Raw genomic sequence first — 23,436 nt, 5'->3', positions numbered from 1 at the left:
GGTGGCACCGGTGCCACAGGCGCAGGACCGTGAGGTTCTTCTGGAGCGGTTGTCCGGGCAACGCCCCGGCCCGGTCGACCTTGATAGGCGGCAGCGGATTCTGAGGCGTTTGCGCCGGTTCGGGCCCGGGCCCGCGGGCTGGTACGCCGATATCTGCACCCTGTTGGATGAGGATCTGCCGCTGCGTTCGACCGGGATGCTGGTCTCGCACCTGTTCCGAGAGCTGGAGAGTTCCCTACGCGAGGTCCTTCTGCCCGATGCCACCCGGAATGACCCGACCAAGGAGCGACGGCACCTGTTCGAGGTGAAGGGTGTGCTGGACTGGCTGGGCATCCCGACCGACAGCCCCGCGGGCGTCGTCTGGCTGGCAGAGGCGACGAAACTGCACGGTTACGCGCACCGGGTCCGTATGGAGCAGACGCCGATGGACGCAGCGGTCCGTGTGCGCCTGGCCGAACTGGAGGACATGCTCGATGTGGTGCTCGACCGCTTCGAGACCCGCTACGTCACCGTGCTGCAGCGTCTGGAGACCCTGGCTGCCGTCCGTGAGCCGGGCAACGCCCATGTGAAGCTGCTCCTGAATGCCTTCCCTCAGGACTACCTGACCCAGGAACGCTTTTTCGGACTGCTGGACGCCCCTCGGTGGCTGCCGCACCTGCGCGAGCACGGGTTTTTCAGTACGCCGCCGGCACCGGAAACTGACGATGAAGCGCGCACGGTGGTCTTTCCCGCCTGGCCGGCCTCAACGTATCTGGTGCGGATGACCAGCGTTGCCCCGGCAGGCGTGGCAGCAATCGCCGAGCAGATCCCCTCGACGGATAACCCGCGGGTCAACCTCGATCTTGCGGAGGTGGCACTCCTGCTGCCCCCCGCGGACGCGGCGCGTCTGGTGCCGCGGGCGGTGGAAGCGATCCGTGGCGCCTACCTGATCGCCCCGGACCGTTACGCCCAACTCGCGGTCCACTGCGCCCAGGGCGGTCACACCGAGCAGGCTCTGGCGGTGATGGCCGCGCTTCTGCAGGCGGCTCAGCACGGTGGCCGGATCGACGACTACGATCTCCAGGAGATTCTGCGCTCGCACAACACCACCTTGGCCCGTCACCTGGGGGCGGCTTGGTTGGAGGTGCTGACCGACAGCCTGGCAAGCACGCTCCTTACCACCGGGATGGACCCTGACCGCGCTGGCGGGGAGGACCTGTCCGGCGTGTGGTACCCGGTGCTGGACCCGGGCCACGGGGGGATGCGCTCAGACGACCGTGCCTTGTTCACCGAGGCGGTCCGCGACACGGCAGACCACCTGGCGGCCACAGACATCCGCCGGGTCCTTTCCATCCTGGAGTCCCAGCCGTGGCTGGTCTTCCGCAGGCTCCGCCTGCATATTCTCCAGCGTCACGGTGCCAACGCCCCGGACGCGGTGGAGAGCATCCTGACGGACCCCGACCAGATCACCGCCGCCCGGTCACAGCGTGAGTGGGCACTCTTGGCCCGTGCCCACGCCAGCTCGCTGAGGCCGCCCGTTCTCGAACGGGTGCTGGCCGTCATCGACGCCGGGCCGGACACCGAACGGTTCGTGGAGCGGTTCCGTAGCACTTCCGGTGGTGCGGAGCTGCCGGAGCAGTACGTCGAGCAGTGGGCGGGTGCCTGGCAGCGAGACCGTTATGCCGCACTGGCCGATGTCCTGCCCGAGCAGCAGCTGCGGCGCTACCGAGAGTTGTGCGAGAGCCTCGGTCTGGCACCGTCGTTGGACACGATTCCCCAGCCCCTGGCCTGGTCGGCGACCGAAGAGGAGGGCTCGCCGGAGAACCTGGCTGCGATGACTGCCACCGAACTGATCAGCCACGCCCGGCAGTTCCAGCCCACACCAACCCGGTTCGGCACGAACGCCGAGGCCTTCTGCAGTCAGCTGCAAGCCGCCGTGACCAGCCAGGCCCTCATCTACCAGGTAGACGCCGCGCAGTTCGCCGAGTTGGCCGATGATCATCTCGCCGCCGTCCTCCACGGATTCCGTACGGCTATTCAGGTCGGCCAGCAACTCAACTGGGCCGCCATCCTCCCGCTCGTACAGTCGGCTATCAGCCGTCCTCATACCTCCGACACCGGCACCCTGCACCTGGCCGTCGCCCGGTTTGTGCTGGCGGGACTGGCGCTGCAGAGCACCCAGCAGATTCCCACCCTGCTCGGCGACGCACTATGGGACGTACTCGAGTCGGTCTGGAGCGCCGCCAGGTCACCAGAAGACGACCTTGACGGCGACCAGCAGTCTGTTTGGGACGAGAGCTTGGAAACAGCCTTGCGAGCCGCCGTCGCGTGGGCACTGCGGCGTCGTGAACACGGCGCAGCCTTCCAGGTGCTGTTCACCGCCTTGGACACCCTGCTGCTGGACGCGGCTGGCACGCCCGCTGCCCCGGGCGCCAGCCCCGTCGGACGGACCGTCGGATCCTTGATCACCCGACTCGATGCCCTCGACCCGGCCTGGATGCGACGCCGAATCGAGGTCCTGTTCAACCTCGACACCGCACTGGGCCGTGCCAGCTGGATGGCTTACCTGAGCAGCATGTCGTCGCTCACCGAGTCCGTCGTGAGCCTCCTCATGGACGTCTACCGCACCGCAGCACGCACACCCGCAGTGGACGGTCAGGATCACCGGGACTTGCACCGGAGGCTGGGTGATCACCTCATGGCTATCTATCTGGCAGGTCTGCTCGGACTGGACGACGAGAGCACCATGGCTGACTACCTGTACTCCTCACCCGTGACTGGAGTTCAGCTCGCTTCGTTCTTGAGCGAGGTCGTCCATGACCGCGACCTGCCACCGGATACCCGCGACCGCATCATGCAGTGGTGGATTTGGCGCCTGACCGCTCGGGACGACAGCGCGCATGGACCTGCACCGCAACCCGAGGAGATCCACGCCCTGATCGGCCCGCTGGCCCGCAATGATGGTTTCCCGGTCATCTGGCGCCTGGAACAGCTGAGCGTTGTCCTCGAGACGACCGGAAGCCTCGGCCGTGACCGGCGCATCTACTCTTTCCTGGCCGAAGCAGCCACCGACTACCTCGGACCAGTCCTGGAACTGATGCACCGATGGGTCACCACGCTGGACATGTACGACTACGCCCCACGGATCAGGGAGAGCGACATCCGCGCCGTTCTGCTGGCCGGACTTGCCTCTCCTGACCACCAGGAACTGGCCCGCGACATCATCAACCGAGCCACCTATCGCGGGCACTACCAATTCGCACCCCTGCTCACGGACACCGATGACCAGCCCGGCCCGTCCTGAACCAACCCACCAGCAGAGCGGTCGGCAGAGCGGCCCCTGCCGTGCCGAGGGCTTCCGGCATCTAGAGGACCGGTGCGAGTTGTGCTGGTCAGCGGCTTGGCGCGGGGTCGGGTCTGCCGGTCCAGTACAGGGCGGTGTCGATGTCGCGTGCGGTCCAGCCGTCGGCTCGTGTTGCGCCGTGGTGCAGGAGGTCGTCGAGGAGTTGGAGGTAGCGGCCGTAGCGTCCGGGTGTGGATGTGAGGGTGAGGCCGAGGGTGTCGAGGGCGTGTTGGACGCGGCGGTCGTAGACGGCCATCCGCTGTGGTGCTGCTGCGGTGAGGATGGCTGAGGCGAGGGCGTCGCCGGTGCGGAAGCCGGGCAGTTCCCAGATGATGCCGCGGCCTGCGCGGGCGGCCTCGCCGCGGGTGAGGGCGGTGTCGCGGACGGCGGTGACGGCCCGCTCGGTGACGGCTCGTACGTGGGTGTCCGGTAGGGACATCAGCTCTGTCACCCACCGAGTCTGTGCGGAGAGCCGTTTCCAGACCACCAGGGCTGCGATGTCCGTCTTGCCGAGGCTGCCTGCACGTTCGGTTCGCTGTACGACGTCGTGGAAGACCTCGTCGTAGTGCGCTGAGACGGTGGCCAAGTAGCCGGCGCGGGCGGCGATCAGGACGTCCCATACCTGGCCGCAGACAGCAGCCAACTCCTCCTGGGCCGGTGTACCCGTCGTCTTCTTCACGTCCGCATCATGTCGTTGTCGCTGTTCGGCGGGTACGGGGTCGGCTTGCTTCTTCGGCGAGGTGGTCGAGCTGGATGGCTTCGAGGGCTTTCTTGGTGATGCGTTCGGTGCCGTCACAAATGGCGGTGATGGCGGCTTGACGGATGAGGCGGGCGAGGCTTCCGATACGGCCGGCGGTGCGCTGGTGGAGGTAGGAGGCGTGGCGGGGGAGTGTGTCGGGTGTGTGCTGGGTCAGGTCGAGGGCGTTCTCCATGTCGGTGATGAGGTCGGTGAAGGGGCGGGTGTTTCCGTGGCGGGCGGGGAGGGGCCCGCAGGTGATGAGGCTGGCGCGGCCGGCGAGTTGGGCCCCGCGTACGCCGGAGAACAGCGGGGTTGAGGCGACGTCGATGCCGGTGTAGACGAAGGTCGCTCTGATGCGCTCGGTGAGGTCTTTGAGGAGGTCGGCGGCTTCGGCGCCGGTGGTCGTGCGCGGGTTGAGGCGGTGGATCTCGTCGATCAGGACCAGGCGGACGCCGGCTTGGGTGTAGGTGTGGCAGACGGCCTCGGTGATCTGGGTCTGGGTCATGCGGGTGGTGATGGGGATGCCGAGGTAGCGGGCGAATTCGGTGGCGAGGGTCTTGGCGGTGGCTCCGGGCGGCACCAGCAGGTACGCGACCGGTACCTGCTCGTGGGCACGTCCGGGCGGGGCCGGGTTCTTGCGGGTGTGGGCGAGGTGGCAGGTGCGTCCGACTTCGAGGAGGGCGGTCGTTTTCCCGGCCGCGGCGGGGCCGGTGACGATCAGTGAGGGGCGGGCGGTGGTCTGTTGGTGACGGCCGAGCAGCATCAGGGTGCGGACCTGGGTGGCGAGGGTGTCGATGGCGGGGGTGCGGACGGTGACGAACGCGGAGTGGTAGGCGAGGCGTTCTTCCGTGCTGCGAGGCGCGTCGCCGGGCTGGGGCGGGGCGAGGGGCGGAGTGGTGGCGAAGTGCTGCCAGCCCTGCCAGGTGGTGATCGGCCACTGCGGTTCGCCGTCGTGGGCGTCGACCCACGGGGTGTCGGCTGTGGTGCGGACGGGCTGGCCTGCCGGGCTGGGGGAGTGGCTGGCGGTGGTGATGTGCGGGCGGGTGGTCACCAGTTGAGGGCTTCCTGGGCGGGGTCGTAGAGGCCGAGTCCGGTGTACGGGACGGCGGCGTTGTTGTCGCCGGGGTCGTTCTCGCCGTTGGCCTGCTCCGCGTCGTCGGGCAGGCCGTCGAGGTCATCGAGGCTGTCGTCGTCCGAGCCGTCGGCCTGCGGGGCCGGGGCGTGGGGCGTGCGGGTGCCGGCCGTGGGCAGGGGTGTTTTCAGCGGTGCGGTGCGGGTGAGGAGGCGTTGCTCGCCGGGGGTGGCGGTGCCGGTGTGGGCGCGGCGCATGAGCTGGTCGAGGGCGTCGGCGAGGTCGGCTTCGTGGGTGTCGCGGTCGCTGTGGCGGGCGGTGATGGTTTTGATGTGCTGCCAGGTGGCGCTGTTGAACGGCTGGTGGATGTGGTCGCGGTGGATCCACGGGATCTCTGTCAGGTGTCCGTCGGGCAGGCGGATCCATACCTGGCGGGCGTCGTGGGGGTTGGTGTGGACTTCCCATTTGCCGCCGCGCGCGGTGACAGGGGAGGGCTGGCCGCGGTAGGGGGCGAGGACATCGTGGTCGTAGGTGCGGTGGTCGACGCGGATGCCGCGTTCGGTGATGGCCTGCCAGCGCACCGGCAGCAGTTCGAGGTAGTCGCTGCCGCTCAGGGGGAGTGGCACATAGCCGGCCACGGCGACCAGCGCGGCCCACATCTGGTTCGGGGTCAGGGCCTTCTTGGGCAGGGTGGGGTGGCGCAGGCCTTCGTGGGGGCGGTGGTGGTAGTGGATCAGCCATTCGTCCAGCAGGTCCTGCAGCTGCGCGACGCTGAAGCAGGCCTCGGTTTCGGCGTCCGGTCCGCGGCGGGTGACGTTGGAGCCGGTGTAGCCGGGCAGGTGCTGGCACAGCAGGGCGTTGATGGTGCCGAAGGTGCGCTCGACGATGCCTTTGGCGGCGGGGGCGTGGGGCGGGGTGGGCTGGACGCTGATGCCGAGGGTCTCGCAGGCGGCGCTGAACGCCGTGGACAGGTAGACCTTGCCCCGGTCCACGACGATCGTCTCGGGCACCACGACCGGCCGGGCGGCTGCGCCCTGAAGGCGTTCGTCCAGGCCCATCAGCCGCTGTAGCTGGGGGAGTTGGGTGTGGGCGAGGCGCAGCGCTTCGGGCCAGGAGGGGCGGGCCGGGTGCGGCACGGCCATCTCCGCGAGCAGCAGGGCGGCGTCGACGGCCTTGGTGCCGGCGGGGCGCAGGACGGCGGCGAGGATGGCGCGGGTGGCGACGTCGACGGCGATGGTGAGTTCGGGCCGGCCGGTGGTGCCGTCGTCGAAGACGGCCAGGACGTCCAGCCGGGTGGTGTCGACCTGCACCTGCTCGCCCGGCCGCAGCGCCACGGTCGGGGTGAACGCCCGTCCGCCGGTGGGGGAGGGGAGAGTACGGGCGGGGCGGTGGGGGTGTTCGGCGGGACCGGCGAGTTGGTGGACGAGCCGGTAGAAGGTGGCCTGGGAAGGGGCGGGCACTGTGACGCGGCCGTACCGGTCCTCCAGGATCTGCGCGACCAGGGGCGTCAGGCCTTTGACGGTGCCCTTGGAACGGCCGCGCTGGCGGCGCAGCGCTTCCTCGATGGCGGCGATGACGCGTTCATCGGTGCGCCCGGTCGGGCTGGGGCGGCGGGTGGTGCGGTGGTCGACTAGCCCCCACAGTCCCTGCTTGCGGTAGGCCAGGCGCATGCGCTGCACCGTGGTCCGGGAGACAGGGCCGAAGCCGATCGCGGTCAGCTCCGCCGCCTTGGCCTCCTCGCGCTGCGCGAGCGTGAACCGGTCGGGGTCGTACTCGGCCCGGGGCACCCCGTCGCTGTCCGTCCCGCCGGGCAGGCCGGACTCCACCTCACGGATGTGCCGCTGCCAGGCCAGCGCCTTGCGCCGCGCGTCCTCGGGCGCGGTTTCGAACAGACCCCACTGCGTCACGGCCTGGGGCATCTCGGCGCCCACGATGGCGAAGGACAGGTCGGCGAACAGGTGCCCGGCCACGACCGTCTCGTCTTCGCCTGTCTCACCGGCGAGGTGGACCTGCTGCCCCGCCACAGCGATGACCTGCCAGGTCCGGTCACGGAAGCGGACGTGCGCTCCGACCTGCAGCACCGGCCGTCCGCCACGCCGCACGCTCACCGTCCATCCCCGCTGCCCGGGCCGCCGCAGCCGTTCGCACCGCCGGCGCCGGTGCTGACGAGGGCCCGCTCGTTCAGCGGTACGTCCAGGGGTGTGGTGAGGTGTCCGTGCCACAGGGCGTGGAAGACGGCGGGCAGGACTTCGATCGGGTCGCCTACCGCTTTGGCGCCCTCGATCAGAGGCCGCGGCTGGGCGAACACCTCACGTACGGCAGCCGCGAGAGGGGGACGGCCGGCGTTGCGGGGGTGGCGGTAGCCGGCTAGCCATTTCAGGTTCGCCGAAAGAGTCTTCTCCAGCGGCTCGAGGCGCCGGTAGCTCCAGGCGGTCTGCGCGCACGCCGCCTGAAGGACCGTCGCGGCCCGCTGCGCCCGCTCGCCGCCGGCCTCCGGGTGGCTGGGGCAGTCGGCCAGCAGGGCGGTGCCGTCGCGGTGGCGGGCGAAGAGCTGCGGCACCCACGAGCGGACCTGGCCGCGCGCGTCCCGCCACAGCAGACGGACCGGCCGCCCGGCCAGGCCGACCACCTCGGGGTCGCGGTCCAGCACCATCAGCTGCGCCCGCATCGCGGCCGACCCGCACGCCACATGCCGGCCGGTCGTGGCTGACCACCACTGCCCAGGACCCCACCGCCGCCCCGGCACCACCGGGAACGCCGACACCGGCTCCAGCTCCTCGAAGGACACCGCGAGAACCGCGTCCGCCCACCGCTGCTGCACCACCTGCCCGATGGGGTCGACGAAGACCGTTTCCCACTCGGATCCGGTGTCCGTCTGTATGTGCTGTGAGCGGCCACCTGCTGCGGCCGCTGTGTCCTTGCTGCCCACGCGCCCCAGTCAAGCCCGTCCTGCCTGTGCGGCGGGCGGCTTCACGGATTTTGATCACGAGTGCCGGGCGATGAGGTATGCCCTGCGGATCACGATCCGTCCACACCTTGCCTGCCTCCTGACACTTGCTCACCGCTCCTTCCCGGCTGCCTGTTGCGGTGGGCCGGGAGTGCTTCGGCCAGGGCGTCGGCCGGCAGGCGGGCCCAGCGCGCCAGATCCTCCAGGGCCATCCCGGCCGCGAGGGCTGCTGCTGTGGTCTCCCGTACGGCCTGGTCGATCAGGGTGGCGGCATGGCCGAGGTTGCCCAGCAACTGCTGCGTGGCGTCGGCGGTCTTGCCGTACTGGACACCGCGCAACTGGGTCAGCTGCTCTTCGGCGTCGTTGACCAGGCTGGTGATCAGTGCCCGCTGCTCGGCCGGCACCGTAGAGCGCCACGTGGTGCCCGAACCGGGCGAGCTGCGTTCCTTGGACAGGACGCGCAAGTGTCCGGCCATGGTGGCGGGCTGGTGCTCCTGCCTCAGCCACCACGGATCGTTGCCGTAGCCGGGCGGGCCCCCCGCGCCGCGGCGGATGCGGATGACGGCGCCCATCCACGAGGTCAGCGGGCCGCCGTAGTCGGTGGCAGCCAGCGGCCCCAGCCACCCCCGCCCGACCCGCTCGCCCAGCCGGCGGCAGAACGCCCCGTCGGCGGGCAGCGGCCGCGGACGCCCGGCCCCGCTGTCGCGCCACGCCAGCTCGGCCATGGCCGGTCCAGCAGTGCGTCGGCCACGGCCACCACCTCGGGGAAGACGACCGCGTCCCGACCCACGATCCGCCACCGCTCCAGCTCCGTCCCGGCGTTGCCGCCCGCGACCTGGTGCAGCCGCCGCGGCCAGATGGTCTCCCGATCCCAGTGCAGGGCCTGCTCCCACCACCGGGCGACCACCGCATAAGCCAGAGCGAACACTTTCTCCGGATCTGCTCCGGCCCGTGCTGCCCGCCGCGCCACGCCCGTCCACCGCCGCTGCGCCGCGGCCACTTCCGGCACACTCCGCGCGTCCAGGTGCTCAAGAGGCTGGTCGGCGTCCGCGTCCAGGAGCCACCGCCGGTGCCGGGCGCACACCCGCTCCCATCGCGGCGCGTACCGCACCACCCGCACGGCCGTCCCCGTACGCCGGGCCGCGCACAGGCGGCAGCCGAAGGCGACCGGCCCGGCAACCGCGCCGCCGGTCCGCCACGCCGCCGCCGGCACCCCGTTCTTTCCGGCCGACAGCTTGGAGTCCTCCTGCCTCCAGGAGGGCAACGCCCGCGCCAGGACGTCTTCCTCGACGCCGCACAGGCCTGCCAGGAGCTGCCGTCCGGGCGCGTTCAGCAGCACCTCGGCGTCGGCCCGCGTGCCTCCTCCGTCGTGCCCGGGCGGGTAGTTGCGCCACTGCCAGCACGACCGCAACACCTTCGCTTCCATCCCGTAACGGCTCGCGATGCGGCAGATCAGCGACGAGGTCGTCTCCCTCGGCAGGGGAGCGGTCCGCAGCAGGCCGGGGTGATGGGTCACTCCACCACGGTCTCGTGTCCGCCGTCTCGGCGGGCGCTTTTGCAGCGGATGCCCAGGCGCCCCGTTCTCCCCGGCGCCGTCACTTCCACTCGACGGGACCCTTCAGACCGTTTCCCCTGTCACCTCTTGCTACCCCTGTGACCTGCGAAGACGATGCGACAGGCCGGGAGGCAGGGGGAGTTGGGAAAAGATCTTGGTCTTCGGCATCCGGATCTGGCCTCCGGCGGCGTGTAAGGAAGTGAAGGCCCTTGGGCCTTTATCAACGAGTTCGTTTCTACTGGGAGGCCTGGTCGATGACTTGGTCGTACTGGGCAGGAGCGGGCGGGGTTCCCCTGCTGCTCCTGCTGTTCTTCGCGATGCGCCGAGCCAAGGGCGTCGTGGAGATGCTTGTGAAGGCGCACATCGAGACCCGGGCGGAGCGCGAGCAGCGTGCCACCATGGTCGCGATGGCGCAGTCCCTGCCCGACGGCGGCGCCGCGGCCCGCTTCGAGCAGGGACGGCCGGCTTGGCTGTTCCGCAAGGACGCAGCCGAGCCGGCAGGCCACCGGGCCATCGCCACGCAGGAGGCCGCGTGAGCGAGGCCGTACCGGGAGCGGACTTCGAGTCCTTCGTCCTCGAGACCATCGAGGCGTTCTCCCGACTGGCCCGGGTCGAGGCGGGCGACCTGCACAGCGCAGAAGATGCTGTGCAGGACGTCTACCTGAACATGTACCGGCGGTGGGCGACGATCTCTGCACAGGATGGGTCGCTCACCGCCTACGGCCGCATCGCAGTGAAGAGGGCGGTCATTGACCAGTTCCGTCGGAACAAGCGGATGGTCACGGTACCGGTTCATGAACTGCCCGAAACGGAATCAGGCATCGGAATCCCCGAGGCCGCCTACGAAATGATTAAGGAAGGAATTGGCGAACTCGTCTCCAGCCTTCCTGAACGGCAGCGCGAGGTTATCACCCTGTGTGTTCTGCAGGACCTCAGCCCTGCAGTGGTTGCGCAGCGCCTCCAGATAAAGGAGGAGTCGGTGAAGCGCTACATTAAAGCCGCCGCCAACAACCTGAAGAAGTCCATCAACGAGCACAGCGAGGAGGCCACCGCATGACATACCTGTCCGCTTGGACGCACCAGCCCGAGGAGCGGGGAACCATCCGGCTCCTCGCCCTCTGGCTCCTGCTCGAAGGCTCTGAGCAGGCATTTTCAAAGGGCTCTCGGATCAGCGAGGACCCTGTCCAGGCGGAGGGGGGCCAGCCTTCGGGCTGGCCCCCGGCCCCCGCCCCCTGCCTGGAAGACCACAGAAACGGAACCCATCGAATCGGCGCGGTCCGTGAACTGCACGCTCTCCTGAAAAAGGAAATCGATGATTCCGCGACACCGCAAGAAACACGGCGTGTGGCAGAAATCCTTGAGCTCCTGGACAGGGATAATGTAGCGCGAAGCTGGTGGGAAAGGGCAGCTCTCAAGGGTGACGAAGATGCTCGGGACTATCTTCATATCCTCGATGTCGAAAGTGAAGAAGAGCTATCGACATGCTGTGGGCACGAGAAAGAACGCGCTGAGGAAGCTTTCAGATCATTCGTGAGTGGCTTTGTATGCCGGTCAGCCGGTATCCGTGTAGCTACAGACAGGGTCGACTCGGCTTTGGGGGAAGCCGGAGTCGGGCTGTCTGAAGCAACGCAAGCTCTCGTGCGTGAGATTGAGGACTTCCTGGCGCACTTGGACCACACCACCGGCGGGCCACGGTGCTGACACGACAGCGCGTCGCGCGCCCACAGACGGGAGAGTCTTTGTAGACCAAGCCTCCATGAGGCCTTCATGCGAGAAGGCCGGACGACTCGTTGAAGTGGCGGCCCATCCCCGCGCCCGCGGGGATGGGCCGCCACTGCATTACCCGTGGCTCCGTAAGTCGACTCACGGAGTCCTTCCGCCAGTTGGTACGACGTCAGCTGGGGAGACGCTACTGCGGAGGCGGTACGGCTTACACCCACCAGCATCGAAGCGAGCTGGCCAACTGCGCGAGCCTCGCCCAGCTCTGGGTTTTACGCTGCTGCCAAGCCAGGGGTTCACCAAGCAACAACCGCCGCCGGGTTCTTGGCGCTCAAGTTCGACCTGTAGACCTTGAACAGCGAGTCCTGTCAGTCACAAGGCTGTGACTGAGCGCTTCAGTTGGCGAGTAACCGCGCGAGTTAGCGCCGAAAACCCGCGCGCAGACCGTCTCGTCGATGCCACAGTGGCATTCGAAAAAACGACCACTTGGGGGTTTTCGTGACAGATCCGAATAATGTCGACTGGCAGCCCTTATCGCGCCGCCACATCTCGACGCGGGAACAGGCTCTGTTCGAAGAGGTACCGGATCATCTGATTCGCCCGCTGAAAACTTGGATTGCCGAGTACCTCGCCGACCATCCGAAGCTCACAGGACGAGTTGCTCTGCAGATGCGCATTGCTCTCGACACTCCAGATCCCGAGCAGCTTGTCGAGGCCGTTGCTGCCAGCGATCTCTCACTGCTACTTGATGTTGTCGACGTGGTGCTACACCTCGACAAGGGGCTGTGGTGGGAGCTTGATGTCGCAGGCCCTGAACCCACGAGGGAAGCCGGTCTGGCCGACTGGCTCCCGGACTTCTCTTGGCCGAAGGGAAGCAAGGCAGCAGCGGTCGAGAGGCTCGACGAAATGCTCATGGACGCTGGCTCGGCTTTTGAGGTCGATTGGCGTCAGCGGTGCTTGCAGCGCCGAGTCGACGCCACGGTGGCTATCGCTGCCGAGCAGGCAATGAGCATGGACACCGGAACGCATCTTCGGGCGGCATGGATCGCTACGTACGGGCGGCACCCAGATCCGTCGAAGGCATACGACGAGGCGATCCGAGCCGCTGAGGCTGCGGCCATCCCGGTCGTGCTGCCGAAAGGTACGAAAGAGACCCTTGGCAAAGTTCATGCACACCTCAGGGATGCTAGTGACAAGTGGGAACTTGCGATCGAGGGAACAAACGACGGCTCTGTTGCTCCTCTGACCGAGCTGATCGGTCTGCTCTGGAAGGGGCACGTTGCTCGACATGCTGGCGGCCCCACCTTCCGCCCGCAGCGTCAAGACGAAGCGCAGATGGCGGTCCATCTGGCTGCAACGTTGGTGCACTGGTTCAGTACCGGTGCAGTCCGGCAGCGAAAGTCAGGATGATGAACGCGGAGCCCCATCACCCGGCTTCATGCACGCGAGCGAGCGGCTTTACTCAACTCGCCAAATCAAGTGCTCAGTCACACAAGGCTGTGGTCGGGTAGCCGGGTCACGGCCACGTGACCCGGCTACCCGACCACAAAGGCTCCGCCGGGATGGGGCAACGCTGGTCTATCTCTTGCCAGCCGTTTTGAAGCGGAATCCGAAGAGACCGCCGGTTTCGTGTTCGTCGGTGAGGCGGGGGTTGCGGATGTAGGGCTCGGGATCGAAGCCGCGCTGTGCGGCCATACCCAGGCTGTCGGTGTTGATCGTGACGATGTACTGCAGGTCCTCCTCCACGGTGACTTCGGCGGCGAGCTTCAGGGCAGCAGCGACTTGCCGGTCGTCGACGCCGTCGTAGAGGTGGCTGTCGTGGATGAGGAAGTCGGGGCCACGGCCGTGGCGGTGTGCCAGGACCGCGAGGGTCAGATCGAAACAGAAGATGACCATGTTGCTGATGCCACGGCTGCCGTCGCTGTCGATGCGCGGGGTGATGGTCAGGCTGTTGCGGCCGGCCTCGATGGCGAGGTAGGCCTCGCGCCCTTCCCCATAGAGGCGCTGGGCGTAGTGGGAGAACAGCAGGATGGCTTCGTCGGTCTGCCGACGGCGCTCCTGGAGATCGGTGTCGACCGCCTGCTGCAGTTCCACGCTCTTCGCGGTGATCTGCCGGGCGCTCGCTTCGAGGGTCTGAGCCGCTTCGAAGCGGTGACGCAGAGCCTGGAGCGCGGCCTCTTCACGCCCGAGGGCCGTCTGCAGGGTCGTCAGAGCCTCCAACGCTCCTCCCTCGGCAAGCTCTCGAAGGAGGCGGGCCTGGTCCTCGCCCAAGCGTGCCCGCTCCGAGCGGCGCGACTGAAGCCGCTCGGTGAGCTCGGCGACCTCTTCTTCCAGGAAGCGTTGGCGGTTGCGGACCACTGAGTGGTGGAACGTCTTCACGTCCTCGAACCGCCGGCGCACCTGATCGTTGAGGACGACGCCGAGTTCTCGGTAGACGGGCTCGAGGTAGTCGACTTCGACGTCGGTGGTCTCGGTGACGGCTGCCTGGAGCTCTTCGAGGTTGTGCTGGTCGATCACATCCTCCTGCGCCAGCTGCTTGATACGTCGGCTGACCTGGTCCGCTCTGTCCTTGAGGCGTTCGTATTCGGGGACGACCTGAAAGGCTGCAACCTGTGCACGGAGCCGCTCCACCTGTGCCTTGGCCAGGGTGATCTGGCCTCTGAGGTCTGCGGTGGAACCCACGATGCGCCCCCACACGGGGTCATCGACCGCTTTCTTCAGCTGGGTACGTGTTGCCTTGCGGGCGGCCAGCTGTCTGTACTCGTCGACGAGCTGCCAGTCCAGGCCCAGCAGATAGGCGAGGTTGGAGGCGGCTTCCGGGGCGGACTGCCGGGAGAACGTACGGGTCGGCTCGTTGAAGCCGTGCGACGAAATACGCCGGGCGAGGAAGGAGAGCAGCACCCTTCCGCTTACGCCTGGATGGTCACCGCGCAGACCGAAGAGGTCCCGCTCGATCAATTGTGTCCACCGCTCCACGGGCAGCTCTACGGCGCCAGTGCGGGGAAACATGGCACCGTCGTCCGTCCCGGTCACGTCCTCGTCGAGCGTCACGAAGCCGGCACGCTGGCCGCTGCGGCGGACCTTGAGCGGACTGCTCAGGCCGGGCCAGTCCAGTTCAAGGTTGAACGTGATGTGCCGCAGCGCCTTGTTCATGGCGAGCGTGGTGTTTGTGGCCCGGGCCCCGAGCAGGAAGTGGATCAGCTCGATCAGGCTGGACTTGCCGGCGCTGTTGCGGCTGTCAGTGTCTGCGGAGGAGGCGGTGGTGGAGGCGACGATCAGGTTCAGGCCCTCGACGAAGGACACCTCTTTGAAGCGCCCGTCGTCAGCGCTCAAGCGGCGCAGCATGCATGCTCCTTGCAACGAGGATGTCCTGGTCCAGCTCTATGGCTCCCGTGCTGTAGAGCACGTCCAGTGCCAGGACGAACCAGCCGAACGATACGGGCGAGGCGTGGCCGTGACCGGCCCGCCAGGTCTTCAGCCGGGCCCATGTCTGACTGACAGACCGCGGTTCGTCCAACTGCAGCAGGACCTGGGCGCCGACGGCGAGCAGGCACCGGTCAGGCGCAATGCCCTTCGTAGGAGTGATCATGCCGATATCCCGATCCCGGGCTGCCAGCCAGTTGGAGGCGCTTCGAAAATGTCACACCGCCCGAAGAAATGCGCGAGTACAACGAGGGCGGCACGCAGCACCTTGGGCTGCGGCTGCGCGTTGCCCAGCACGTACATCTGCAGCTGCCACAGCACGTCTTCAGGATCGGCCCAGTGTCTGCGAACCTGCTCGTAGTACACGCGGAAGCCCCGCGCGACCTCATCGTGTTCCAGCTCCCGCATATTGCCCGCGTAGAAGGCGTCCACGAGGTGGGCCTGCCGCATCCCGCGGAGCAGGTCCTCGCGTGCTTCGCCTTCAAGCCGGTTGAAGTCCAGTTTCTCGATGCGCACGTCTGGCAGAGGCATGAGCGGGTCAGAGGAAGTCCGGAGTTCCTGAAGCTGTTTCAGGAGAGGCTCAAGATCATCCATCCCGATTCCGAACGTCATCTCCTTGATCGGGATCTCGCATCGGAGGACGTCTTCCGCTATCACCTGGTCCAGTTGCATGCACTCGTGCCACAAGCGACGGCTACCCATCTGCTCAAACAGCAGGGCCGGCGTGCTGGTGGCCGCCTCGGACAGCATTGCTGTCACTTCGGGGTGAACACCGCGTCGATCGTTGTGCACGAACACGAACGTGTTGAACTGCCCGCTGCGCTTGGCGAGCGCACCGGCCAGGTCGCCGTGGAACTTCTTGCGAACCTTGCTCGGCTTCACCGTCTGCGGGGCGTAGCAGGCATACAACTTGCGGGAATGCAGTGTGAGACCGTCTGCCGACATATCGCCCAGACTGCCTGCGGTGCGCACATCCAGGAAGTCTGGGTACCTCGAGCACATGAGCCGGTGGAAGAAGTCTTCGAACTCGTTCTCGTACAACTCCGCCATGAGCTCAAGGAACTTAACCCGCGCATAGGCGCGCTGCTCGTACCGCATATAGCCCCCTCGCCTACAAGGAGGAAAGACTAGCCCTACGTGATCACTCTCGGAAGTCTCACCGTCACGCTCCACGCAAGGCGCCTTGCCAACTCGGAGTCTCAGGGCGGATATCGATGGTGCTCAGCAGCGCCTGTTGGTGGGGGTGGAGTTGGTGCCAGAGGACGGTTTGTTTGCGGGCCCAGCGCTGAAGTTCGGGCGGGAGGGACTGGCCTGTGGTGTGGAGGGTGCGGTGCTGGTGGTACTTGCGTTGCCAGGCGAAGGGCCAGGGCGGGTTCCACCAGGGGTCGAGGATGGTGAGTTCTTGCAGGGTGAGGGCGGACAGGAGGCCGGTGCGGGCTTTGCGCCGCTGCTGGATGAGCCAGTGCCCCAGGGCGAAGCCGTGGTGCTGGGCGTGTTTGAACACGGCGAGGTGGCCGTGAGCGGCGGCATAGGCACGGGCGTGAGGGAGGCCTTCGCCTGGTGGATAGCGGTGCGCGGTTGTATGAGCTGGTACGGGTTCGGTGGCGGGCGCGGCGCCGAGGGCGGCCAGGAGCTCTTGCTGGGTGGGATGGAGGCTGTCCCACAGCCTTGTCTGGGTGGTGAACCAGCGACGCTGGGCCACGGTCAGGTTGCCGCTGGCCGGGGCGGCGTGTGCCCGGTGGTAGGCGCGCTGCCACGCCAGGGGCCAGGGCGGATTCCAATGCGGGTCAAGGGCGTTCAGCGCGGCAATCCGGGCCGGATCGGTGCGCCCGTCAGCCACGCGGTGTCGCTGGCGTAGGAGCCAGCTACCGAGGGGATAGCCGTTGTGGCGGGTCCGTTCGGCCACGGCGAGGTGCCCGTGTTCGGCGGCATAGCTATGTGCGTGGGCGAGCCCTGTGTCTACGCGGGTGGGGCTTCGATCGGCTTCGGTCACTGCGCGGGCGACGACAGAGGTGATGCCGATGTCCGCGAGGAGACTCTGCTGATCGAGTTGCAGAACGTCGTGCCGGACGCACTGACGGTGCAGCCACACTGTGACCTCGTCCTCGTCCCTGCCGCGATGCGGGCCGGGCACTTTCAGCTGGCCTTTCCGCCATCGCTTACGGGCCCGCTGGTAACTCCGCTGCCAGGGATAGGGCCAGGGCGGGTTCCACCAGGGATCCAGTTCGGCCAGCAGTCGGCCACGCAGCCACATGCCTTCGGTGGCCTGAGCGTGCCGACGGTCCTGGCGGCGCTGCTCCACCAGCCAGCGGCCCAGGGCAAACCCGTCGTGCACGTACTCGGAGGCAACCGCAAGGTGCCCGTGTACCGCGGCGAAGCAACGAGCATGGGTCATGCCGTCCAAAGCCCACAGACCGGCAGCAGCAACCTGCTCGTTCACGGCCTGGGGTGCCCCCGTCCCGCCCTGCACTTTTGCGGCTTCCTCGGCCGTGATGCCGATGTCTGCCAGCAGGCGCTGCTGACCGGGGTCCAAACGCCGATATGCGGCGCACTGCCGCGACAACCACAGGGCGAGATCTGCTTCGACTCCAGGAAAGCCGCCCCCCACATCGAGCCCGCCCCGGCTCTCCACCAGCCGCCGGGCCTGTGCGTAGAAGCGCTGCCATGTCAGCGCCCAGGGCGGATTCCACCAGGGATCGACGGCGTCGAGTGCGCGGGAGTGCTCCGTGGGTTCCCGGTTCTCGCGGGCCCTGCGGCGCTGGTGCACGAGCCACGATCTCAGCGGATACCCCTGGTACATCGCGTCCTTGCCCGAGACGGCCAGGTGACCGTGCTCGGCGACGTAAGACCTGGCGTGCGTCAGCCCCGTTTCGAAGCCGGCCTGGACGGGGACCCGCCGCGGCAGAGCGGTGCAGGCCGCCTCGGCCGTGATCCCGATGTCCGCCAGCAGACGCTGCTGCTCAGGATGGAGAGTGCTGTAGCGGGTGCACTGCAGATACAGCCACTCGCCGTTGAGGATCTGCGTGCCGGGGAATCCCGTGGCCGCATCGGGCGGGCCGGCGACTGCGGCGTGATCGCGCGCCCGGTAGTACGAGCGCTGCCACTGCACCGACCAGGGGACGTTCCACCACGGGTCCAAAACCGCGAGAGCCTGTGCACGGTCCGGCGCTATCGCCCACGCTCTGGCCTGGACGTTGCTCAGCCATTCCCCAAGCCGATAGGAATCGACCACGGTGTCCTGCGGGACTGCAAGGTTGCCGTGTTCGCGCACGTAGCGGCTGGCATGCACCAGGCCAGCCGCGAAGGCTTCGTCAGCCTGCCGGCTGTGTCCGCGCCGCCGCTTACCCCCCGCACTACGGCCGCCGGACCCCACACGCGCCCGTACCGCGAGTTCGTCCACCAGAGGGCGCTGACGGTGCGCCGGAGCTACCGCCCACATCGCCTGTTCCGCAGCCCTTGTCCCGCCCTGCGCCCGCACGCACTGATACGCCCACGCAAAGAGAGGACCTGACGTCTCCTGCGCCAGCTGCTCCACGTACCAGGGCCTCCGCACACAGCCCGCAACAGTAGTCAAAAGCGACGGCAGATCAGCCAGGCGAAAGGGAACATGGCCCTGCGCATCGGCCACCACACGGCGCCGGAAGCCGTCACTGGCAAGCAGCGTGGCCAGGGCAACGGTCTCCGGATAGACCACCAGTTCCCGAGCCACAACCCGCCACGCATCCTGGTCCAAGCCAGCACTGTCCAGGCTCCGCAGCCGCGCCGACCACATATGCTCCTGCGGCCACGTCTGCCACCACCACGACGAGGTCACCGCCCGCGCCACCTCAAACGCATCCGACGCCAGCGCGGAACGACGCAGCAGCCTCACGTGACAGCGCTGGGCGTCCAGCACTTGCCCGCACCCGGCCAGGTCCACCACCCGGCCCGCCGTGCCCGGTACATGCATCAGCCACCGGCGATGAGACAGGCATACCCGCTGCTGCGGCCCCAGATACAGGCGAGCGGTCTCCCTCATTCCGGTACGCCGCGCCGTGCATCCAGGGCAAGCCGGCCCCCAGCACCGCACCTTCTCCGCGGTGTGGTGAAACTGCGCTGCTGGCCCTGTAGCGAACCGTCGACGGGGCTCCTCCTGAGCCCAGGCAGGCAGCGCCCGCAGCAGACGATCCTGCGGGACGCGACACAGCTGTGCTACCCGGTCCCGGGCCTCCTGGTTCAGATAGATCTCACTGTCCAGCCGTGCCCTGCCCATCGAGTTCGGCAGCCCGTCCACATCGAGGACCGCCGCCAGCAGGTCCCCGAACCCCATGCCGTAGCGCGCCGCCAGCCGCGTCAGGAACGACTGCGTCATCTCGCCCTGCAGCGGCCCCACGCGCAGCACACCGCGCGGCAACGCGAGCCTCCCAACTGCTGCCGGTGCCTGACTCTCGCCGCTCATGCCACCCCAGTCCGTCGGCCCCGCTTCTCGTAACCATCTGCGAGCCACACCTGGTTACGGACCCGAGAGGTCTGCGCACCGATCAAGCAGCACTCATGCCCACTCGACTCCCAGTCCCGCGAGGGCAGCGCGCTGCTCCTGTGCGAGCTTGTCGCGGCGGGTCCTGGTGTTGGAGACCCATACGCCCAGTTTCACGATCACTGGCTCCGTCTCGCCGTCGACCACGATCGGCTCACCGTGGCCGCGCGGGACAGGCCGGTGGACGCCTTCCCGCTCCACCCACTGCGCGAGGGCCACCAGGCCGCGCTGGAACGTCGCCTGTGCCTTGTTCGGGCCCTTCGTCGTACGCGTGGCCGCAGGGGCGGGAGACGGCGTCTGGACGGGCTGTACGCCCAGCTTGGACAGCCGCTCCTGCTGCTCGGTCGACAGCTGCGCCCAGGTGCCCGCCTGGGACTGCCGCTGGAGCCACCGCCCGATGTCGTCGCCGTCCATCAGCACGCCCGGCTGGATCTCGGGCAGGCTGCCGTCGGCGTCGACCAGGTCGGCGAGGACGCGGTAGTGGCGCTGCCAGTCCAGTGGCCAGGGGCAGTTCCAGTCCGGGTCGATCGCGGCTAGCTGCTTGGCGCGCTGCGCCGCCCGCTCCTGGTCCTTCCCGAGGCCGCCCTTGCGGCGCAGATTGGCGATGTGCTGACCGATGGGCACCATCGCCTCGCCGTCGCCCTCGCCCCAGACCTGGTCTTGGCGGGGAGCAAGGTGGCCCGTGGCCTGCCGGTAGGAGCGCAGCGCGGCGAGTTTGGTCTCCCACGCCTCTTCGCCGGGCTCCCAGACCATCCCGGCCTCCGGGGCGTCCAGCAGGGTCTTGCGCCGCTCTTCCAGCTCCCCGGCCCGCAGGGCCTTCCGCTGCTGGTGGACCCATCGCCCAAGCGGAAATGCCTTCGTGACCCCGACTTCGACCTCGACGTCGTAGGGAACGGCGTAGAGGCCGGTGATCGCGTTCTCCTTCCGCCAGCGGATGAGGGCTTGGTAGCCCTCCAGCCACACCAGGGACTCCGGGCGGTAGACCCGTGTGCGCAGGAACGCGGCGATGGTGGTGGCGTCGCGCGGGTTGGAGAAGTGGAGCAGGGCTGCTTCGGCGGCGGCCTGTGTGTCGTCGTTCTCCTCCTGGCCCCCGCCGTCGTCGCTCTCGCCGTCGGCCCCGACGATCTGGCCGTCCTTGTCGCGCTGGACGTGGACCTTGCGCTTGCCGCTGGTGAGGGCACGGGAGGCGAGCTGCTCAACAAGTCGTTCATCGTGCGAGCGCAGGCCCTGGAGGACGGCTACGAGGGGGCGGAAGGAGGCGCTGGCGACCATGTCGGTGGGGTCCTCGTTCGGCTCCAGGAACACCGGCACGATGATCCTGGCGACCTTGGTGGAGCCGTCCTTGTTGAGCCGCAGTGCCCGGCCGATGTTCTGGACGATCTCGACCTGCGAGCCGCGGGTGTCCGCGAAGCAGACGGCTTCCACGCCCCGCTCGCCGGTGATGTCCACGCCTTCACCGAGAACGCGAACGGACGCGAGGAACGCGCGGTGGACCCGGTGCCCGGCCGCGTCGATGCCGTTGGCGAACTGCCGTAGGACCTCCCGCCGCTCGGACACGAGGTGGTCGCCGCACAGCCAGGCCGACCAGACCCGGTCCGGGGGTACGTGGCGGCCGGCCTCCAGCTCGTAGAACTCCGCGTCGATGGAGGACTTCGGCAGCTTGTCGGCGGCGGCCAGGTCGTCGTCGGTGGCGTCGTTGACGTACAGCTCGGCAGCGGTCTTCGGCAGCTTCTCCGCGAACGCGGCTGCCTCTTCAACCTTCTGGTGGAACGTCATGACCGTACGCAGGTTGTACGCCGCCGCGTGCTCCAACAGGGCGGTCTGCAGGAGCGCCAGGCGCCGGCCACGCCGCGCCTCCTCCGACTCCCCGAGGACCGGCGAGGGATCGCGGATCTCCAGCACGTCGATCTCGAACCCGGCGAGGATCTCCCGCTCGATCGCCTCCGAGAGCCCGAGCTCGGCGAGCCACGCGCCGTAGGTGCCGTTCGGGTCGTCGGCCATGGTCGCGATCTCCGCCTCTTGGCCGTCCGCGCCCTTCTGCGGCCGGGCCGCAGCGAGGATGCGCGGCGTCGCGGTCAGGTAGAGCCGGAAGTCGGCGGGGATCCGCTGGTTGTCGTGGATCGCCGCCCACGGCCGCCCAAGATCACCAGCGGTTCCGTGCGCCTCATCCACGATCGCGAGGTCGAAGCCGCTCATGCGCTGTCCGTACAACCGGTCTCCGCCCGCCAGGGCGGCCTCCAGTGGCCCGCGGACCTTCCGCTGGCCCTCGGGTGCGTCGATGTCCTCACGGTCCACAAGGGAGGCGTAAGTGGCGAGCACGATGACTGGCCCGGACCCGGCCCACAGTGCGAGCTGGATCGGGTTGGTAGTGGTGCGCACTCCCAGTGAGTTGAGCACCGGGTCGTTCTCCAGCGAGCACACCGCGACCATCGGGGCTCGGTGGCCCACCAGGCGCCATGCCTGGGCGGTTTGTGCGAGCAGGTCCAAGGTGGGCACGGTCACGAGGATCCGACTGCTGGGGAAGCAGTCCAGCGCGCACGAGGCGGCCGTGATCGTCTTGCCCGAGCCGGTCGCGGAGACGATCGTGCCCCGGGCCCCCTGAGGGGGAACCGGTGATCTTGCAGGGAATCCCACCCACTTTCGGAAACTCGACTTCTGGTCTACTTGATGTTCTCGGAGCTGGATCAAGGAAATGCCCCCGGTTCGGGAAGGACCTGATCGACGGAAATGATCCGGTAGCCGCAGTCCTCGTAGAGGCTGGCAGACCGGCTGAACGTGGCCTGGGGGTGCTCGACGGCCGCACCCTCAGAGCCGGCGAAGACACAGCGGATCAGCGGCTGATCTCTTACAGAGGCGACGGGTTGGGCCGTGATCCGGTAGACGCGGTACCGCAGCACCTCGGCCGGCAGCCCGTCACCGAAACGCTCGCCCACGGCAGCCTCTACAGGCACACGCTGCACCCGCAGTTCTTCACGGCAAGTCACTCTCCGGTCCTCGTCCGGGAGGTACACGGCCAGCCGCTGCTCCTCCATGACTCGAACGATCCAGCCCATTCGAGGCGCCGGCACGAGGCGATGTCCCGTTCGTTCGGCCTTCGCGGCTCCGCAGGGGCATGACGTGCGTGCCCTTCACAGTCCTGGGCAGCCCGCCGGTACTCCCTCACTCGGTTCAGCGCGAGCCCGCGGGCCCGCCTGACCACATCGAGCAGCGCCAATTCATCCGGATAGTATTCATAGACAGGCATCTAGCCACATCCCGCTAGCCACATCCCGCTCCCGGGCCTGAACCATGTAACCGACTTTTGCCAACAGTACATGCTGCATCAAAAATCATCAGGCGCTTCCAGTCACCGACAGTAGGTAGGATTCGATCATGACCGACCAGTGGTACGTCCTCATCGAAGAGGACACCAGAGAGACCGAACGCGCCGACGGCGTGGAACTGAAACTGCACCGATGGATGCTGGCAGGCACTCACCACATCAACGGCGACCAGGAGCAAGCCACCGCGGCAGCCAAGGACGCAGCCCTGCATTACCTGCCGGGAGTCCTCGCCCGGCACGCTCAGCCCGGAGACGAGCCGGCCCGCCATGCTTTCCTCACCCCGGACGGGGCCTGGGTGGTGCTCCTCAAGCAGCGGAACCGTGAGTGCCATATACGGGTGTCAGTAGGCCGGTTGATGCACTCTCAGGAGGAGAAGCAGGCCCACCGAAAACGCTGAAAGAGATGCTCCGCAGTGCTGTGCAGGCCCCCGCGCCCTCCCCGAAACCGTGGATGCCCGCCGGGAAAATCTCAGAGTGAAGCAGCAGGACACCCCCGCTACCAAGGCCTCAGAAGCTGACGACCGATCACCCCGGACCCCTCCTTGCTGCCAGCCCAAGCCGCGCGGAGCGCGGCTCACCGCCTCGCGCGCAGCGTGAGGCCCGCGGTTCGGAGCGCAGCGAAGAACCGCACAGCCCGAACGCAGTCCGGGCCAGGCTGCGCAGCAGCCCCACCCCCGAAGCGCAGCGCAGGGGGGTGCCAACCCGAGTGCGCAGCACTCGGGTTGAGCGGAGAGCGCAGCGAACCGCCAGCGCTCCCGCGGAGCGGGAGCGCAACCCCCGCGCGCAGCGCGGGGGTTCGCTTGCACATCGCGCAGCGATGT

Annotated in this window: 17 protein-coding genes; 5 read left to right on the top strand and 12 right to left on the bottom strand. The window is 68.0% G+C overall.

Annotated elements, in window-relative coordinates; translation table 11 throughout:
* The first annotated feature begins 10 nt into the window (after positions 1-10).
* A complete protein-coding gene (locus tag OHA17_RS39830; protein WP_331721222.1) occupies positions 11-3,283 on the top strand; it encodes a hypothetical protein in 3,273 nt (1,090 codons plus the stop codon).
* A gap of 88 nt (positions 3,284-3,371) precedes the next feature.
* Here OHA17_RS39830 and OHA17_RS39825 read toward each other — a convergent pair whose 3' ends face one another.
* The 6 genes from OHA17_RS39825 to OHA17_RS39800 all read right to left on the bottom strand — a co-directional run bounded on the left by OHA17_RS39825 (position 3,372) and on the right by OHA17_RS39800 (position 9,596).
* The gene (locus tag OHA17_RS39825) at positions 3,372-4,001 is read right to left on the bottom strand and encodes a hypothetical protein (protein ID WP_331721221.1); all 630 of its coding nucleotides are present in this window, start codon (positions 3,999-4,001) and stop codon (positions 3,372-3,374) included.
* Positions 4,002-4,008: 7 nt separating this feature from the next.
* Positions 4,009-4,992 (bottom strand): TniB family NTP-binding protein, encoded by a 984-nt coding sequence (locus OHA17_RS39820; protein WP_331721575.1) that lies wholly within the window; start codon positions 4,990-4,992, stop codon positions 4,009-4,011.
* A gap of 116 nt (positions 4,993-5,108) precedes the next feature.
* Positions 5,109-7,241 (bottom strand): Mu transposase C-terminal domain-containing protein, encoded by a 2,133-nt coding sequence (locus OHA17_RS39815; RefSeq protein ID WP_331721220.1) that lies wholly within the window; start codon positions 7,239-7,241, stop codon positions 5,109-5,111.
* The gene (locus OHA17_RS39810) at positions 7,238-8,014 is read right to left on the bottom strand and encodes a TnsA-like heteromeric transposase endonuclease subunit (RefSeq protein WP_331721574.1); all 777 of its coding nucleotides are present in this window, start codon (positions 8,012-8,014) and stop codon (positions 7,238-7,240) included. Before OHA17_RS39810 ends, OHA17_RS39815 begins: the two co-directional genes overlap by 4 nt.
* Positions 8,015-8,151: 137 nt before the next feature.
* Entirely contained in the window at positions 8,152-8,652 is a 501-nt protein-coding gene (locus OHA17_RS39805) for a hypothetical protein (RefSeq protein ID WP_331721219.1), read from the bottom strand.
* A gap of 8 nt (positions 8,653-8,660) precedes the next feature.
* On the bottom strand, positions 8,661-9,596 hold the full coding sequence (locus OHA17_RS39800; RefSeq protein ID WP_331721218.1) for a hypothetical protein: 936 nt from the start codon (positions 9,594-9,596) through the stop codon (positions 8,661-8,663).
* Between the two features lie 293 nt (positions 9,597-9,889).
* Here OHA17_RS39800 and OHA17_RS39795 point away from each other — a divergent pair, with 293 nt between their 5' ends.
* The 3 genes from OHA17_RS39795 to OHA17_RS39785 all read left to right on the top strand — a co-directional run bounded on the left by OHA17_RS39795 (position 9,890) and on the right by OHA17_RS39785 (position 12,764).
* Positions 9,890-10,171 (top strand): hypothetical protein, encoded by a 282-nt coding sequence (locus OHA17_RS39795; RefSeq protein ID WP_406502812.1) that lies wholly within the window; start codon positions 9,890-9,892, stop codon positions 10,169-10,171.
* Positions 10,168-10,692, top strand: a complete 525-nt coding sequence (locus tag OHA17_RS39790) for a sigma-70 family RNA polymerase sigma factor (protein ID WP_331721216.1) — start codon at positions 10,168-10,170, stop codon at positions 10,690-10,692. The genes OHA17_RS39795 and OHA17_RS39790 overlap by 4 nt, the downstream gene beginning before the upstream one ends.
* Before the next feature lie 1,160 nt (positions 10,693-11,852).
* A complete protein-coding gene (locus OHA17_RS39785) occupies positions 11,853-12,764 on the top strand; it encodes a hypothetical protein (RefSeq protein WP_399385015.1) in 912 nt (303 codons plus the stop codon).
* 168 nt (positions 12,765-12,932) lie between these two features.
* Here the strand turns inward: OHA17_RS39785 and OHA17_RS39780 are convergent, their stop codons facing one another.
* From OHA17_RS39780 to OHA17_RS39755, 6 genes are all read right to left on the bottom strand, one after another.
* Positions 12,933-14,699 (bottom strand): ABC-three component system protein, encoded by a 1,767-nt coding sequence (locus OHA17_RS39780; protein WP_331721213.1) that lies wholly within the window; start codon positions 14,697-14,699, stop codon positions 12,933-12,935.
* On the bottom strand, positions 14,677-14,943 hold the full coding sequence (locus tag OHA17_RS39775; RefSeq protein ID WP_331721212.1) for an ABC-three component system middle component 6: 267 nt from the start codon (positions 14,941-14,943) through the stop codon (positions 14,677-14,679). The genes OHA17_RS39780 and OHA17_RS39775 overlap by 23 nt, the downstream gene beginning before the upstream one ends.
* The gene (locus tag OHA17_RS39770) at positions 14,940-15,875 is read right to left on the bottom strand and encodes an ABC-three component system protein (protein ID WP_331721211.1); all 936 of its coding nucleotides are present in this window, start codon (positions 15,873-15,875) and stop codon (positions 14,940-14,942) included. The genes OHA17_RS39775 and OHA17_RS39770 overlap by 4 nt, the downstream gene beginning before the upstream one ends.
* A 64-nt stretch (positions 15,876-15,939) precedes the next feature.
* Positions 15,940-19,215: a Helicase associated domain protein gene (locus OHA17_RS39765; protein ID WP_331721210.1), complete on the bottom strand. Its 3,276-nt coding sequence runs from the start codon at positions 19,213-19,215 to the stop codon at positions 15,940-15,942.
* Positions 19,216-19,308: 93 nt separating this feature from the next.
* Positions 19,309-21,981: a Helicase associated domain protein gene (locus OHA17_RS39760; RefSeq protein ID WP_331721209.1), complete on the bottom strand. Its 2,673-nt coding sequence runs from the start codon at positions 21,979-21,981 to the stop codon at positions 19,309-19,311.
* The gene (locus OHA17_RS39755) at positions 21,978-22,325 is read right to left on the bottom strand and encodes a hypothetical protein (RefSeq protein ID WP_331721208.1); all 348 of its coding nucleotides are present in this window, start codon (positions 22,323-22,325) and stop codon (positions 21,978-21,980) included. The genes OHA17_RS39760 and OHA17_RS39755 overlap by 4 nt, the downstream gene beginning before the upstream one ends.
* A 340-nt stretch (positions 22,326-22,665) precedes the next feature.
* On the opposite strand from OHA17_RS39755, the gene OHA17_RS39750 reads away from it, so the two are divergent.
* The gene (locus tag OHA17_RS39750; protein ID WP_331721207.1) at positions 22,666-23,013 is read left to right on the top strand and encodes a hypothetical protein; all 348 of its coding nucleotides are present in this window, start codon (positions 22,666-22,668) and stop codon (positions 23,011-23,013) included.
* Positions 23,014-23,436 lie beyond the last annotated feature (423 nt).

This window comes from Streptomyces sp. NBC_00212 (assembly GCF_045206365.1).
Lineage (GTDB): Bacteria > Actinomycetota > Actinomycetes > Streptomycetales > Streptomycetaceae > Streptomyces.
Note: the sequence above shows the minus strand (reverse complement) of the source record. Positions and strands in the feature narration are given on the sequence as shown.

Coding starts and splice junctions, on each gene's coding strand:
- OHA17_RS39775 (WP_331721212.1), bottom strand. CDS start 14,943: ATGATCACTCCTACGAAGGGCATTGCGCCTGACCGGTGCCTGCTCGCC.
- OHA17_RS39795 (WP_406502812.1), top strand. CDS start 9,890: ATGACTTGGTCGTACTGGGCAGGAGCGGGCGGGGTTCCCCTGCTGCTC.
- OHA17_RS39805 (WP_331721219.1), bottom strand. CDS start 8,652: ATGGGCGCCGTCATCCGCATCCGCCGCGGCGCGGGGGGCCCGCCCGGC.
- OHA17_RS39780 (WP_331721213.1), bottom strand. CDS start 14,699: ATGCTGCGCCGCTTGAGCGCTGACGACGGGCGCTTCAAAGAGGTGTCC.
- OHA17_RS39755 (WP_331721208.1), bottom strand. CDS start 22,325: ATGGAGGAGCAGCGGCTGGCCGTGTACCTCCCGGACGAGGACCGGAGA.
- OHA17_RS39765 (WP_331721210.1), bottom strand. CDS start 19,215: ATGAGCGGCGAGAGTCAGGCACCGGCAGCAGTTGGGAGGCTCGCGTTG.
- OHA17_RS39750 (WP_331721207.1), top strand. CDS start 22,666: ATGACCGACCAGTGGTACGTCCTCATCGAAGAGGACACCAGAGAGACC.
- OHA17_RS39770 (WP_331721211.1), bottom strand. CDS start 15,875: ATGCGGTACGAGCAGCGCGCCTATGCGCGGGTTAAGTTCCTTGAGCTC.